Raw genomic sequence first — 15,321 nt, forward strand, 5'->3', positions numbered from 1 at the left:
CGGCGCGGTGCGATGCGGCGCGGCGCGGCGCGAGCGGCGCGGCGCGGTGCGATGCGGCGCGGCGCGGCGCGGCGCGGCGCGAGCGGGCGGAACACGCACCACGCGCCTCCCGACCCGACCCGCTTCCACCCGCTCGGTCCCGCACGCACGCCCCAGCCACCTTGACCGTCCCGCGAGCGGGCGGAACACGCACCACGCGCCTCCCAACCCAACCCGCTTCCACCCGCTCGGTCCCGCACACGCCCCGGCCGCCCGGACGAGCGTGGGCGCTCTGCCACAGTCGGCCGACAGGAGCGGGCGAAGCCCGCATTGCGCGCTTGCGCCCCCGGCCGGTTCCGCCCAGCCCGCGTGCCCGCCCGCGTGATCTGCCCTCGCCATCGGTCACCGCGCTCCGTCGAGCCGGCGTGGTCCCTCCACACCCCGGCCCGGCGGAACGCTCTCCACAGTCCCCGCGGACGGTCGACGCGGCGGGCACGCACCCTGTCACGCTGCCGGCATGGACCTCGCAGACCGCTTCCCAGCAGCCCTCCGGCGGCGCCTCTTCCGTGTCCGCGAGGCACTCCAGCGCGGCGTCGAAGCGTCCTGTCTCCGCTCACGGCGCCTGTTCCGCCCCTTCCACGGAACACGCTGCTGGACCCCGCCGCGCACGCACGCCGAACGCGCTCTCGCAGTCGCCCCGCGACTTCGGTCCGACCAGGCCTTCAGTCACACCACCGCCGCGCACCTCTTGGGAATCCCGCTCCCCCGACGACTCGAAGAAGCGCGTCTCGTCCACGTCACGACCATCGGGAAGGACCAGGCCATCCGCGTCCGCGGAACGGTCGGCCACCGCGTGCGAGCGGATCGCGCCAGCATCGTCCGGTCCTTAACGACGCCGATCATCGATCCGGCAACGACGTTCGTCATGCTCGCTCGACTGCTCTCGACGGACGAGCTGATCGTCGTCGGCGACGCGCTGGTCGGGTGGCTCAACTGGTGCACACCAGCAGAACTCGCCGCCGCCGTGCGCCGGCACCGCGGCTCGAGGGGCATCCGCAGAGCGCGCGCGGCCCTCGCCGAGATCCGACCCGGCGCACGGAGTCCGGGCGAGACCCGGCTGCGTCTGGCGCTCGTCCGTCGGGGGCTCCCGCAACCGGAGCTGAACCACGACGTGATCGTCGACGGGCGGTGGGTGGCGTGCGTCGACCTCGCGTACCCCAACGCGCGGGTCGCCATCGAGTACGAGAGCGACCTCCACCGCACTGATCCGGTGACGTTCCGCAAGGACCTGTCACGCGGCGAGAACCTCAAGGACGTGGACTGGTGGCTCGTGCGCGCCACATCCGAGGACGTCGGCCTCCTGGCCGACGGGTTCGCGCGCCGCATCCGACGGCTGCTGGCGACAGGAACAGCCGGGAGGCACGACACACGTTCCCGAGATCCCGTCGCAACGTTCTCGTGAACATTGGTTGACGCTTCAACCAATCGGGTGCAGAATGGGCTAGCATCAGATCGATGCAGGCGCATGAAGTCGTTCGTGCCTGCTCGGGAATCGCAGACCACGCTCTCGTAAGGAGTCACCATGACGCTCACCGCTTCCGCCATCCCCGGCTACCAGACCGGCACCTGGAAGATCGACCCGACCCACTCGGAGGTCACCTTCTCGGTCCGCCACCTCGCGATCAGCAAGGTCAAGGGCTCCTTCGAGCGCTTCGACGCGACGCTCGTCACCGCCGAGAACCCCCTCGACACGACCCTCGAGGCCTCGATCGACGTTGCGAGCATCAACACGAACCAGGCGCAGCGCGACCAGCACCTCGCGACGGGCGACTTCTTCCTCACCGAGGAGCACCCGCAGATGACCTTCAAGTCGACCGGCATCCGCGAGGACGGCGACGACATGCTCATCGACGGCGAGCTCTCGCTGCGTGGTGTCACCAAGAACGTCACGCTCAAGACCGAGTTCGGCGGCGTCACCACCGACGGCTACGGCCAGGTCAAGCTCGGTGCCGAGGCGACGACCAAGATCGACCGCACCGAGTTCGGCGTGAACTGGAACGCCGCGCTCGAGGCCGGTGGCTTCACGCTCGGCAACGACGTCACCATCAACCTCGACGTGCAGTTCGTCCTCCAGGCGGCCTGACCTCCCGACTCCTCGACCACGGTCGCCGGCTCCGCTCGTCTGCGGCGCTGACGGCCGGGGACACCGAACAAGCGCACCTGCAGTACCCGGCGGACGGCCCGGCTCCACCCCCACGGAGCCGGGCCGTCCGCGTTCCCGGGGCTTGGCCCGCACATGGACAGGGGCTTCCCGAGCACGAGCGACCGAATTGCGAGCGGGCTGTCCCTGCGCACCGCGAGCGGGCTGTCCCTGCGCACCGCGAGCGGAGAGGATCTCGCCGTTGCACCGAGCCACGAGGAACGGTCGCAACGCCCTGCGGCGGCCCGAGCTCGAGCGGGCAGATCCTGCGGAGAACGGAGCTCCTGGCTTCCGGTTCCGCCCGCTCGCGCGCTCGCTTACATGTGACGTGCACGCGAGCGCCGCGCACGCGCAACCGCGAGCGCCGCGCAACCGCGAGCGCCGCGCACCGCGAGCGGGCGTTCGCTGCGGTGCGCGGGGCGCTTTCTTCGCGGTTTCCGCCCGCTCACGGCACGGAAGACGGGCGCTCCCGTGCCCAGACCTCGCGTCCGAGGCTCGATCCCTCATCCGCGATCGCTTCGAGAGCACGAGCGGGCGTACGGTGTCGTACGCCCGGGCATGGGAATCGCCCGCTCGCGGGCCCCGTTGCACCCGACACCCGACACCCGTCCCGACGAATGAGGAGCACCACCATGGCCACCGACTGGATCGCGCTGCAGTCCCTCGCCGCAGCCGAGTTCGGCCGCCGCGTCGCCGCCGTGACCGACTGGGACGCCCCCACCCCGGACTCGGAGTGGACGACCCGCGACCTGGTCACGCACGTCATCGACGAGCAGCGGTGGATCCCGAAGCTCCTCACGGGGTGCGACTACGCCCAGGCCGAGGCGGACCTCGAGCCGATCGGCACGGACCTCGCCGCCGAGTGGGCGAAGTTCGCGTCCGATGCGTCCGAGGCCTGGCGCAATGCGCCCGCTGACACGCCCGTGCACCTGAGCTCCGACGTCGTCCGCGCTCAGGAGTACCTCACGGAGCAGACGAGCGACATCACCATCCACACGTGGGATCTGGCGCGCGCCACCGGGACCGATGAGACGCTGCCGGACGAGCTCGTCCGGGCCGTGTGGGAGTACTTCGAGCCGCAGATCGAGGACCTCGCGGCGACGGGTCTCTACGCCGCCCCCGTCGAGGTCGACGACGGAGCACCGCTGCAGGTGCGCCTGCTCGCCGTCACAGGGCGCGATGCCAGGGTGAACGCATGACCGCAGATCCAGCCCACTCGACCCCGGCGGGCGAAACGCTCGGGGAGACCAGCACGAACGCAGCAGACAACGCCCGCTCGGCACCAGCGGGCGGAAACGCACCCAGCACCAGCACGAACGCAGCAGGCAACGCCCGCTCGGCACCAGCGGGCGGGAACGGCAGCGCGGACGGCAGCGGGAACACCCCCCGCGATGCCGTCCCCACCACCCGCCTCGGGAACACCGGGCTCGAGGTCAGCCGGATCGTCCTCGGCATGATGTCGTACGGCAAGCCGGACCAGGGCGCGCACCCGTGGAGCGTCGACATCGACGAGGCCCGCCCGTTCGTGCGCCGCGCCCACGAGGCCGGCATCACCGCGTTCGACACGGCCAACGTGTACTCCGCCGGATCGAGCGAGGAGATCACCGGCCAGCTCCTCAAGGAGATCGCCCCGCGTGAGCAGGTCCAGGTCTTCACGAAGGTGTTCAACCGCATGCGCCCCGGCCCCAACGGCGCGGGCCTCTCCCGCGCCGCGATCATGCACGAGATCGACGCGTCGCTCACCCGGCTCGGCACCGACTACGTCGACCTGTACCAGATCCACCGCTTCGACCCGCACACGCCGGTCGAGGAGACGATGGAGGCCCTGCACGACGTCGTCAAGGCCGGGAAGGCCCGCTACATCGGCGCCAGCAGCATGTGGACGTGGCAGTTCGCGCAGATGCAGCACGCCGCGGAACTACACGGGTGGACGAAGTTCGTGAGCATGCAGGACCAGTACAACCTGCTCGAACGCGAGGAGGAGCGCGAGATGCACCCGTTCGCGCAGGCGACGGGCGTCGGCGTGATCCCGTGGAGCCCGCTCGCCCGCGGCAAGGTCACCCGACCGTGGGACGCGCAGGGCTCCGGCAGCCGCTCGGGCACCGACGAGTTCGGCAAGACGCTCTACCGCCAGGACGAGGACGCGAACCGCGCGATCGTCGACGCGGTGCAGCAGGTCGCAGAGGCCCGCGGCGCGAGCATGGCGCAGATCGCCCTCGCATGGGTCGCCGGCAAGCCCGCCGTCACTGCGCCGATCATCGGCGCGACGAAGGAGCACCACATCGACGACGCGGTCGCCGCCGTCGGCATCGAGCTCACCGCCGACGAGGTGTCGCGACTCGAGTCCGCGTACACACCTCGGGTGCCGTCCGGTTTCTGACACACCACGTGACGAACGGGAGGCCCGGTACCAGCTGGCACCGGGCCTCCCGTCCGTCCGTGGTCACGCTCCGGCCACTCCGCCCACATGCCCCGGGGCGCCGCGGGCCGTCGCGCCCAAGGGGCGCCGCAGGCCGTCGCGTCCCGGGGCCCCGCAGGCCGTCGCCTCCCGGGGTCGCCGCAAGCCGTCGCGCCCAAGGGGCGCCGCAAGCCGTCGCGTCCCCGGGCGCCGCAAGCCGTCGCGCCCAGGGGGACGGCTCCGGCCGTCGCGTCCCGCGGGACGGCTCAGCCCGTCGCGTCCTGCCGCGCAGCCTCGTCCAGCCGCGCGATGCGGACGAGCGCTGCGCGCTCCGTCCCGGGGGTGGTCCCGAGCACCGCACCGATCCCGTCGAGCACCACGCCCGCGACCCGGCGGACGGGCAGCTCGACCGGGCCGACCGCGGGCGTCCGCAGGCCGAGCATCGAGCGGTGGCGCGGGTCGAGCGACGCGACCGCACCGTCGAACAGCGCCCGGTAGCCGGGCCGCAGCAACCTGGCGACCGGCGGGTCCTTGATGAAGCGCACGACGTCGTGCGTGCGGGCGTCGGCCTTGAGCTCCCCGCGGTCGAGGTAGCCGTTCATCTGCTCGCGGAGCTCGGCGTCGGACTCGGGAGCGTCCTCGACACCCATCAACCGTCCGGCGATCGCCCACTCGCGCACGTAGGCGTCGGCACCACCGGGGATCGGCTCCCCCCAGAGCTGCGCGCTGCGGAGGAAGGCGTCGGTGAAGGCCAGGTGCACCCACCGCGCCAGGTCCGGGTCGTTCGCCGCGTACGGCTTCGTGACGCCGTGCCCGTCGACGTACTCGCCGACGACGCGCTCGTGGAGCTTCCGCACCCACTGGCTGGCGTGCGTGGCCTGCTGCGTGTCACCGTGCGACACGGTGTAGATCCACCGGATGGTGCCCGCGAGCCGGCCGAACGGGTCCTCGCGGTACCGGGAGTGGTCCGCGACCCCCGCGAGCGCGCCCGGGTGGAGCGCCTGCACGAGCAGTGCCCGGACCCCGGCGAGCACGGTGTGGTTGCCGCCGTGCACCGCCCAGGTCGCGGAACCGGGACCGAAGAAGCCGGCGTCGGAGCCCTGTTCGAGCTCGTCGATCCAGGCTGGCCGCTCGGTCGCGCCGTTGGTGAAGGTGTCGTTGAGGCGGGACCGGAACGCATCGGACACGGAGGGCATGCGCCCATCGTCCGTCGTGCCCCTGACAGTGCGCCGCGCGTCGCAGGTAGGTTGGCCGGGTGAGCATCGACACGCCTCGTCCCTGGCTTGCCTCGTACGCCCCGGGGGTCCCGCACGACATCGACGAGCCCACGGGCTCCCTGTACGACATCGTGGAGGGGTCCGCGCGGAGCTTCCCGGGGAGGGTGGCGCTCGAGTTCTTCGGCAGGACGACGTCGTACGCCGACCTCGAGGAGCAGATCCTCCGCGCCGCGAACGGCCTCCGCAAGCTCGGCGTCGGCGCGGGCGACCGCGTGGCGATCGTGCTGCCGAACTGCCCGCAGCACGTCGTCGCCTTCTACGCGGTGCTCCGGCTCGGTGCGATCGTCGTCGAGCACAACCCGCTCTACACGGCGCGCGAGCTACGCCACCAGTTCGAGGACCACGGCGCGAAGGTCGCGATCGCGTGGGACAAGTCGGTCGCGACGCTGCAGGACTTCCCCGCCGACCTCGCGCTCGACGCGATCGTCTCGGTCGACCTGACGCGTGCCATGCCGCGCGCCACCCGGATCGCGCTCGCGCTGCCGGTCGCGAAGGCCCGCGAGTCCCGCGCGAAGCTGACGACGACGGTCCGCGGCACGACGAAGTGGGACGACCTGGTGTCGACCCGGAAGCTCGCGAAGCGCCACCCGCGACCGGTGACGGACGACGTCGCGCTCATCCAGTACACGTCCGGCACGACGGGTGTGCCGAAGGGTGCTGTCCTCAGCCACCGCAACCTGCTCGCCAACGCCGCCCAGGCTCGGGCGTGGGTGCCGACGATCCGGCGCGGCGACAACACGGTCTACGCGGTGCTGCCGATGTTCCACGCCTACGGGCTGACGCTCTGCCTGACCTTCGCGATGAGCATGGCCTCGCGGCTCGTGCTCTTCCCGGCGTTCGACCCGGCCCTCGTGCTCAAGGCGATGAAGAAGCACCCGCCGACGTTCCTGCCGGCCGTGCCGCCGATCTACACGCGGCTGCAGCACGCCGCCGACTCGGCGAAGGTCTCGCTGCAGGGAATCGAGATCGGCATCTCCGGCGCGATGCCCCTGTCGCAGAGCGTCGTCGAGCCGTGGGAGGCCCGCACCGGTGGCTACCTGGTCGAGGGCTACGGGCTGTCCGAGTGCTCCCCCGTGCTCATGGCGAACCCGGTCTCACCGGAACGGCGCCTCGGCGCGGTCGGCCTGCCGCTGTCCTCCACCGAGGCCCGTGTCGTGGACCCGGACGACCAGACGAAGGTGCTCGGCACGGGCGAGGCCGGCGAGCTCCAGGTGCGCGGGCCGCAGGTGTTCCGGGGGTACTGGGGCAAGGCCGAGGCCACCGACGAGGTCTTCACCCCCGACGGCTGGTTCCGCACCGGCGACGTCGTGTCGATCGACGCCGACGGCTTCGTCAGCATCGTCGACCGGCTCAAGGAGCTCATCATCACCGGCGGCTTCAACGTCTCGCCGTCCGAGGTCGAGGACGCCCTGCTCAAGCACCCCAGCGTCCGCGAGGTCGCGGTCGTCGGCATCACCCAGGCCGGCAACGAGCAGGTCGTCGCCGCCGTCGTGCCGAAGGACCCGGGGACCTTCGACGCCGAGGCCCTGCGCGCGTGGTCCCGCGACCAGCTGGCGGCCTACAAGGTGCCGCGGCGGATCGTCGTGGTCGAGGACCTGCCCCGCTCGATGATCGGGAAGGTGCTGCGCCGCAAGGTGCGCGACCAGATCACCGCGAAGTAGCGGGCCCGGGTGCCGCCGGGTCGCCCCCGGCGGCCCCCGCCCTGCTCGGCAGCGCGAGCAGGGCGAGCCCGGCGACGACGAGCCCGATGCCGGACCAGCCGACCACGCCGAGCCGCTCCCCCACGACGAGCACGGCGAGCACCGCGGCGACCACGGGTTCGAACAGCGACAGCACCGTCGCCACCGAGGCGCTGACCCGCCGGAGCCCGACCGCGTACAGCGAGTGCCCGAGCACCGTCGGCACGAGCGCCAGCCAGAGGAACACCGGCCAGTTCGACCCGACCACGAGGGCGTCCCGTCCCGTGACGATCGCGAGCACCACGAGCGGGACCGCTGCGAGCCCGAACACCGCACCGATCACGCCCTGCCCGGATCGGCCGCCTCGGCCACCCGGGGCCGGCGCCGACCCGGGTACCGGCAGCGGCACGCGCACCGCCGACGGCGCAGCACGCATCCCGCGCGCCACCGCCCACGAGTACGTCGCGTACGTCAGCCCGGCGAGGAGCGCGCTGCCCAGCCCGAGCAACAACGCGCCACTTCCGTCCCCCTCGGACCGCGCGAGCGTCACGACGACCATGCCGGCCACGCTCACCAGGGTGGCGAGGACCCATTTGCCGGTGACCCGCCGGGCGTCCCCCACCCACTCGACGAGACCCGCGAACAGCGGCGAGGACCCGATGGCCACGGTGGTGCCGAGCGACACCCCGGCATCGGCGAGCGCCGCGTAGAACGCGACCGCGTAGACGACCAGCGACACGGCCCCGAGGACCACCCACCGCCGCGCACCCGGACGGGTCAGCGCGCGGAGCGTCGAACGCCCCGTCGTCGCCGCGAGCAGGAGCCCGCCCAGCCCGAAGGTCACGGCCCCGAAGACGACGGCCGGCACGCCGGGGGCGAAGTGCGTCGCGGTCCCCGTCGTCCCCCAGACGGCGGCGGCGACGAGCACCGCGGCCACCCCGCCGGTCGGCCGGGAGGAACGCGCCACGGCCGCCCCGTCGGTCACGACACGTGGACGGTCGGCCTGCGGTTCACGTCCGGTTCGGCCTCACGCAGGACCTCGCGCGTGACCGGTGCGACGTCACCGACGCCGGTGAAGACGAAGCGCAGGGCGTTCCGGATCGGACTCCCCTCGTTCCACTCGAAGTAGATGCTTGGCACCACGCCCGCGATGTCCCGGACCGCGAGCAACGTCGACGCGATCGTGTTCGGGACGTTGCCGGACCGGACCCGCAGCACACGGTGTCCCTGGACGACGTGGCCCTCGACGACCAGGTCCTCCTCGAAGTCGGAGGAGTCGGCGGGCAGGACCTCGAGGAACATCGTCGGCACGCGCGCCGGGATGCCCGAGTCACGACGTTCCTCGCGCCCCTTCGACCGGTACGCCTCGGCGGTGCCGGCGCCCGGCTCGTTGGCGATGATGCAGACCGAGCTGAACTGGTCGGCGTCAGCCTCGATGAACTGCCGGGCGACGGCGTCGAGCTCGATCGACGACGCGCGGAGCTCGAACGAGCGGCGCACCCGCGACACGAGGGACACGACGACGATCGCGATGATGAAGACCGCCGCGATGCGGACACCGTCGGGCCGTTCGATGACGTTCGCCACCGTCGTGTAGACGAAGACGACGGCGATGACGCCGAAACCGATCGTCCGTTTCCGCTGCTGCCGACGGCGGGCGGACAGCGTCACCGCGACGGCGGCACTCGTGATGAGCACGAGGACACCGGTCGCGTACGCGCCGCCCTGGGCGTCGACGTCCGCCTCGAACATGACCGTGATCGCGAAGGCGGTCAGCGTGAAGATGATGACGAGCGGCCGGGTCGCCCGCGCCCACTGCGGTGCCATGCCGTAGCGCGGCAGGAACCGCGGAACGAGGTTGAGCAGCCCCGCCATCGCACTCGCACCGGCGAACCACAGGATGGCCACGGTGGAGATGTCGTACACCGAGCCGAACACGTTGCCGAGGTACTCGTGCGCGAGGAACGCCAGCGCCCGGCCGTTCGCACCACCGCCGGGCTGGAACTCGTGCTGCGGGATGAGGAACGTGGTGGCGATCGACGACGTGATGAGGAACGTGCTCATGATGATCGCCGCGGTGGTGAGCAGCCGCTTCGTGCCCCGGATCCGCCCCTCGGGCCGGCCGCTCGGGTCGTCGCGCGCGTCGCCACGCACCTGTGGCATCACCGCGACGCCGGTCTCGAAGCCGGACAGACCGAGCGCCAGCTTCGGGAAGACCACGAGCGCGATCCCGATCATCACGAGCGGGTTGCTGTGCTGTGCGGTCAGGTTCGACCACCAGTCGCTCGCGACGACGGGCCGCTCGAAGACGTGCCAGAGCGCCACCCCGACCACGACCGCGTTGAGCGCGAGGAACACCGCGACGAGGCCGACGGCGATGCCGATCGCCTCCTTGAAGCCGCGGAGGAACACGATGCCGAGCAGGAGCAGCAGCACGAGCGTGATCGGCACCGGGATCTCGGTGAACCAGTGCGGCGTGAACGGGTTCTCGGCGATGTGCGCCGTGGCGTCCGCTGCCGACAGCGTCATCGTGATCATGAAGTCCGTCACCGCGAACCCGAGCAGCACGAGCACGAAGAGCTTCCCCGCCCACCACGGCAGGAGCTTCTCGAGCATCATGATCGACCCGGCGCCCTTGAAGCTGTCCGACGCCACCCGGCGGTACACGGGCAGGGCACCGAACAGCGTCACGAGCACGAGCACGATCGTCGCGATCGGCGACAGCAGGCCCGCGGCGAGCGCGGCGATCGCCGGCTGGTACCCGAGCGTCGAGAAGTAGTCGACACCGGTCAGGCACATCACCCGCCACCACGAGTGGGTCTTCTCGACCTCGACCTGGTGGGGCCCCTGGTGCGAGGCGCCCTGGTCGGCACCGTCCAGCATCCAACGGCGCAGCCGGACGCCGCGGTCGGAGGGTCGCTCGGGGCCACCGCGCTGGGCGGTGCGCTCGGCTTCGGTCGCGGTCACGAGAGTCGATGGTAAGCGGTCGAGGTGGCTGCCGGAGACCCCCTGCTCAGGGCTGTGGACGGCGGATCACCCCGCGCTGATCCGCGTGTACTTCCGGACGGCCAGCGGGACGAACACGACGAGCATCACCACGATGCCGACCAGCACGGTCAGGACGGGGTGCTGCATCGTCCAGACGTCGGGCACCGGGGCGGTCCCGACGTTGCCGAAGAGCTCGCGCGCGGCCTGCACGAGCGACGACACCGGGTTCCACTCCGCGAACACCCGCAGCACGAGCGGCATGGTGTCGCTCGGCACGAAGGCGTTCGAGATGAACGTCAGCGGGAACAGGATCATGAACGACGCGTTGTTGATCACCTCGGGCGTGCGGACGCTCATCCCGAGCAGCGCCATCACCCAGCTGAACGCGTAGCTGAACAGCAGCAGCAGCGCGATCCCGGCCAGGAACTCGTGCGGCGCGGACTGCACGCGCCACCCCACCGCGAGGCCCGTCGCCATCATGATCACCATCGAGATCCCGTTGAGCACGAGATCGGAGTTGGTCCGGCCGACGAGCACCGCGGACGCCGACATCGGCAGGGTGCGGAACCGGTCGATCAGTCCCTCCTTCAGGTCCTGCGCCATCGCCGACCCCGAGAAGGTCGCCCCGAACACCACGGTCTGCGCGAAGATCCCGGCCATCAGGAACTGCGTGTAGTCGGTCCCCCGCACCTGGATCGCCCCGCCGTAGACCTGGCTGAAGAGCAGGACGAACATGATCGGCTGCAGGACGGCGAACACGAGCATGTCGGGCGACCGCTTGATCTTCGTCAGGTTCCGCTTCGTGACGGTCCAGCCGTCCTCGAACCACACTGCCAGGGGCGCGGTGACCACGACCGGCAGCTGCTGCCGCGTGTCGACGGCGGTCACCGGACACGCTCCGGGGCAGCATCCGTGGTCTCGTCGGTCGCGTGGTCACGCCGACCCGGCCTGGAGGCCCGCCCTGCGCCCGCCCCGCCGCCCCCGTCCGGCACGTCCCCGCCCCGGCCCCCGTCCGCGTCCCCGTCCCCGTCCCCCGACGTGGCGGCGTGCCCGGTCAGGCGCAGGAAGACGTCGTCCAGGGTCGGCCGCCGCATGCCGGCGTCGTGCAGGCGGATGCCCGCCTCGCCGAGGTCGGCGAGCACCCGCTGCAGTGCCACGGGACCCGCGTCGACGGCGATGCCGGAGGTGCGTCCGTCGGCCGACGTCTCCACGTCACCGACGCCGTGCCGACGCAGGGTGGTGACCACGGCCTCCCGGTCGTCCTCGTCGACCAGGGTGACCACCACCCGGTGGCCGCCCACCTGTGCCTTGAGCTGGTCGGCGGTGCCCTCGGCGATGACCCGGCCGTCGTCGATGACGGCGATGTCGTCGGCGAGCTGGTCGGCCTCCTCCAGGTACTGCGTGGTGAGGAGCACCGTCGCGCCGTCGGCCACGAGCCCCTCGATGATGCCCCAGAGCGCCGAGCGGCTCCGCGGGTCCAGCCCGGTCGTCGGCTCGTCGAGGAACAGCACCCGCGGGTTGGTCACGAGCGCGCCGGCGAGGTCGATGCGCCGCCGCATGCCGCCGGAGAAGCCCTTCACGGGTCGGTCACCCGCCTCGGACAGGTCGAAGACCTCGATGAGCTCGCGCGCCCGCCGTCGGGCCGTGCGCCGGCCGAGGTGGTACAGGCGCCCGATCATCTCGAGGTTCTCGGCACCGGTCAGGTTCTCGTCGACCGCGGCGTACTGCCCCGACACCCCGATCGACCGTCGGGTCGCCTGGGGGTCGGCGACGACGTCGACGCCGTCGATGGTCGCCCGTCCGCCGTCCGGGGTGACCAGGGTGGTGAGCACCTTCACGGTGGTGGTCTTCCCGGCGCCGTTCGGACCGAGCAGCGCCGTGACGGTGCCCTCGGGGACGGACAGGTCGAGCCCGGCCAGTGCGTGCACCGGGCCCGACCGCGATCGGTAGGTCTTGGTCAGCCCGGAGGCTTCGATGATGGCCATGTCGCTCCCTCGTCGGCCACGTCGGTGTGGTGGGGGTCGGCGGGAGCGACGACGTCACTCAGACGTCGAAGTCACCACCGAAGTCGCCGAAGCCGCCGCCGAAGTCTCCTCCGCCGTCGCCCCAGCCCGCGCTCTCGAACCCGCCGCCGTCGGACGCGCCCGCATCGCCTGCGCTGCCGTCGGTCGTGCCGCCGTCGCCGGAGTCGGCACCAGTGTCCTCCGAACCACCGTCGCCCGCAGCATCGGTACCGCCGTCGAACGACCCCGGGTCGGGCAGGAAGGCGCTCATGATCGCCGAGCCGATGACGTAGCCGGCCACCGTGCCGAGGATCGAGGCGCCGATCATCCGGCCGAACGAGGGCCCGCCACCGCGCTGCCCCGCCATCCCGCCGCCCATGCCACCCAGCGAGCGCTCCATGAAGCCGGGCTGGCGGATCTCGGACCGGGTGGCCGCCTGGGCCAGGGACCGGGGGTCGTCGCCGCGCGGGGCCTCGCCGTCAGGGGCGCTGCGCGTGAACTCGTCGTAGACCATCCGACGTTGCTCGGGCGTCAGGGTCGCGAAGGCCTCGGCGTGGACCTCCTCGATGCGCTCCGGCGGCGCGGTGCGGAGCAGGTACCGGTAGCGCTCCACCGCCCGCTCGTCGTCGGTGGATGCGCCGGGCCGCTGGGCACCGCCCTGCTGAGCGGGTGCGCCCCACTGCGGCGCACCGTACTGCTGGCCCTGCGGCGCGCCGTACTGCTGGTCGCCGTACTGCGGCTGCCCCTGCGACACGGGAGGCACCTGGTACGACTGCTGCCCGTACCGGTAGCCCTGCTGCTGGGGCTGCTGGGGGGTCTGCTGCTGGGGCTGGCCCCACTGGCCCTGCTGCCCGCGGTCACGGTCGGGACGGCCGAGCAGTCGGTCGAGGAATCCCATGTCGTTGCTCCTTCGGTGCGGTCCGGCCCGGTCGGGACGGTCCGTCGACTGCCACCCTAGGGAGCGGCGACGACCGCTGACTGTACGCCTGCACAGAAGTGTCCGAGAGCGGCGTCAGCGGCTCCCGAGTGCCGCTGACCACACCGCGTGCAGCTCGTCGGCGGCGCCCGGGTGCGCGACGAGGAACGGTTCGCCCTCGGTCGGGAAGCCGTCCACCGGCCCGCTGCGCGTCAGGACCACGCCGCCGGCCTCGTGCACGAGCAGCACGGCGGCGCCGTGGTCGACCGGGGCGAACGCAGGGACGCAACCTCCGACGCCGCGCCCGGCGGCGACCTGGGCGATCGTGAGGGTGCTCGACCCCATCACCCGCACGGCGCAGGACCGCTCGGCCAACGCCTCGACGAGCGCTCCGAGCCCGACCCAGGCACCGTGTCCGCCGAACTCCGCACTGACGATCGCTCCGGCGAGCGCCCGGGGGGTGTCGTCGAGGTGGAGCGGTGTGTCGCGCAGGACGGCACCGCGACCGCGCCTGGCCTCGAGCACCTCGCCGCGCCACGGGTCCGCGACGACGCCCACGAGCGGACGTCCACCGCGGGTCAGGCAGAGCGACATCGAGGTCCAGGGCAGCCCGTTCACCAGGTTCGTCGTGCCGTCGACCGGGTCGAGGTACCAGCGGTACCGGTCCCCCGGCGCGTCCCCGTACTCCTCGCCGGTGAACCCGTGGGTCGGGAAGGCGGCACGCACGCGCGCGCGCACGAGTCGTTCGACCGCACGGTCCACGTCCGTGACGAGGTCGCCCGGGGCCCGCTTCGAGGACACCTGGCCGACCGGGTGCTCACGGGTGAACGCGATGACCTCGTGCGCGATGCGGTGCGCGAGCGCCTGCGCGCGGGTCGCGACCTCCTCCTCGCCGGGCTCGCGGTCGTGGAGCGCCCAGCCGTCCCGCTCCCCGCCGGCGAGCACGGCCCGGGCCGAGGCGACGTCGTCGGTGGCGACCAGGTCCGCGCCGAGCCGGGCCGCCCACCGCACCGGTTCCGGCTCGTCGACCGTGCGGACCGCCACCGCGAGTCCGAGGCCGTGCGCCGCCGCGACGGTGTCCGACGTGAGGAAGACGTCGTCGAGCACGAGGGTCGACGGGCCGAGGTCGGCCGTGTCCGCCGCGGTCGGGACGGCGAGCGACTCCCACGGCATCCACGTGTCGGCGTCCGGCAGCGCCGCACGGACCGCGGCGAGCGCATCGGGTGTGCCCGCCCAGGCCACCCTCGTGCCCCAGGTCGACGCGCTCACGGTGCGGCTGGCGACGAGGGCGTCGGCGGGGTCCACCACCCGCAGCAGCAGTGCCGCCCGGCACCCGTCGAGCCGTTCGAGCACCGCATCGAGGCGCGGGATGCGGTCGAGCCCGTTGCCGAGACGGGCGACGTCGCACCAGGAGACCTCCGCGACGCGACGCGGGTCGCCCCAGAGCCGTCCGAGCGTCTCGTCGTGCAGGAGCACGGGGACCCCGTCGGCGGTCCGCCGCACGTCGACCTCGACGACGTCCGCCCCGAGCGCCTCGGCGACGGCGATCGCGGGCAGGGTGTCCTCTCGTCGGACCCGGGGCGCGCCCCGCCGTGCCACGAGCCGCGGGAGGGTCCGTGCGGTGCGCCCGTCGCGGTCCGGTCCGACGGTGGCACGGTCGAGCGTCGTCATCCCGGCATCGTGTCGCCACCGGGTGGCCTCCGGGTGACGTCCGGGTGAACGGCGCCCGCCACCGCACGACGAGAGGGGGCCCGGCCGCGCCCTCGCGCGATCGTGCCCTGCCGGCCGGCCGCGCCGCCCCCGACGAGCCGGGTCCCGGGCACGCCCTCCCGCGATGGTGCCCGATCGCTCGGCCGGTCGGCCCCCGCGGCGCCGGTCGGG

At 72.6% G+C, this 15,321-nt stretch carries 12 protein-coding genes; 5 read left to right on the plus strand and 7 right to left on the minus strand.

Annotation, left to right across the window (positions count from 1 at the left end):
• The first annotated feature begins 832 nt into the window (after nt 1-832).
• From QUG93_RS05020 to QUG93_RS05035, 4 genes are all read left to right on the plus strand, one after another.
• Complete coding sequence (locus tag QUG93_RS05020) at nt 833-1,441, plus strand: putative endonuclease domain-containing protein (protein ID WP_289472647.1); 609 nt, start codon at nt 833-835, stop codon at nt 1,439-1,441.
• 120 nt (nt 1,442-1,561) lie between these two features.
• On the plus strand, nt 1,562-2,122 hold the full coding sequence (locus tag QUG93_RS05025) for a YceI family protein (protein WP_289472649.1): 561 nt from the start codon (nt 1,562-1,564) through the stop codon (nt 2,120-2,122).
• A gap of 689 nt (nt 2,123-2,811) precedes the next feature.
• On the plus strand, nt 2,812-3,378 hold the full coding sequence (locus tag QUG93_RS05030; protein WP_289472651.1) for a TIGR03086 family metal-binding protein: 567 nt from the start codon (nt 2,812-2,814) through the stop codon (nt 3,376-3,378).
• Nucleotides 3,375-4,559: an aldo/keto reductase gene (locus QUG93_RS05035; protein WP_289472652.1), complete on the plus strand. Its 1,185-nt coding sequence runs from the start codon at nt 3,375-3,377 to the stop codon at nt 4,557-4,559. Before QUG93_RS05030 ends, QUG93_RS05035 begins: the two co-directional genes overlap by 4 nt.
• A gap of 284 nt (nt 4,560-4,843) precedes the next feature.
• On the opposite strand, the gene QUG93_RS05040 is transcribed toward QUG93_RS05035, so the two are convergent.
• Nucleotides 4,844-5,773: an oxygenase MpaB family protein gene (locus QUG93_RS05040; RefSeq protein WP_289472654.1), complete on the minus strand. Its 930-nt coding sequence runs from the start codon at nt 5,771-5,773 to the stop codon at nt 4,844-4,846.
• A 59-nt stretch (nt 5,774-5,832) separates the two neighbouring features.
• Here QUG93_RS05040 and QUG93_RS05045 point away from each other — a divergent pair, with 59 nt between their 5' ends.
• A complete protein-coding gene (locus tag QUG93_RS05045) occupies nt 5,833-7,515 on the plus strand; it encodes a long-chain-fatty-acid--CoA ligase (protein WP_289472656.1) in 1,683 nt (560 codons plus the stop codon).
• Here the strand turns inward: QUG93_RS05045 and QUG93_RS05050 are convergent.
• From QUG93_RS05050 to QUG93_RS05075, 6 genes are all read right to left on the minus strand, one after another.
• Entirely contained in the window at nt 7,502-8,518 is a 1,017-nt protein-coding gene (locus QUG93_RS05050) for a DMT family transporter (protein WP_289472658.1), read from the minus strand. The genes QUG93_RS05045 and QUG93_RS05050 overlap by 14 nt on opposite strands.
• Nucleotides 8,515-10,416, minus strand: a complete 1,902-nt coding sequence (locus tag QUG93_RS05055) for an APC family permease (protein WP_289473145.1) — start codon at nt 10,414-10,416, stop codon at nt 8,515-8,517. Before QUG93_RS05055 ends, QUG93_RS05050 begins: the two co-directional genes overlap by 4 nt.
• Before the next feature lie 150 nt (nt 10,417-10,566).
• Nucleotides 10,567-11,409 (minus strand): ABC transporter permease, encoded by an 843-nt coding sequence (locus tag QUG93_RS05060; RefSeq protein WP_434533079.1) that lies wholly within the window; start codon nt 11,407-11,409, stop codon nt 10,567-10,569.
• Nucleotides 11,406-12,506: an ATP-binding cassette domain-containing protein gene (locus tag QUG93_RS05065; RefSeq protein ID WP_289472660.1), complete on the minus strand. Its 1,101-nt coding sequence runs from the start codon at nt 12,504-12,506 to the stop codon at nt 11,406-11,408. Before QUG93_RS05065 ends, QUG93_RS05060 begins: the two co-directional genes overlap by 4 nt.
• Nucleotides 12,507-12,564: 58 nt before the next feature.
• Nucleotides 12,565-13,422 carry a hypothetical protein gene (locus QUG93_RS05070; protein ID WP_289472662.1) on the minus strand — a complete coding sequence of 286 codons (858 nt, stop codon included), beginning with the start codon at nt 13,420-13,422 and terminating at the stop codon, nt 12,565-12,567.
• A gap of 114 nt (nt 13,423-13,536) precedes the next feature.
• Entirely contained in the window at nt 13,537-15,111 is a 1,575-nt protein-coding gene (locus QUG93_RS05075; RefSeq protein ID WP_289472664.1) for an inositol monophosphatase family protein, read from the minus strand.
• Nucleotides 15,112-15,321: the final 210 nt, after the last annotated feature.

It is taken from the genome of Curtobacterium caseinilyticum, assembly GCF_030363035.1.
In the GTDB taxonomy this organism is placed as follows: Bacteria; Actinomycetota; Actinomycetes; order Actinomycetales; family Microbacteriaceae; genus Curtobacterium; species Curtobacterium caseinilyticum.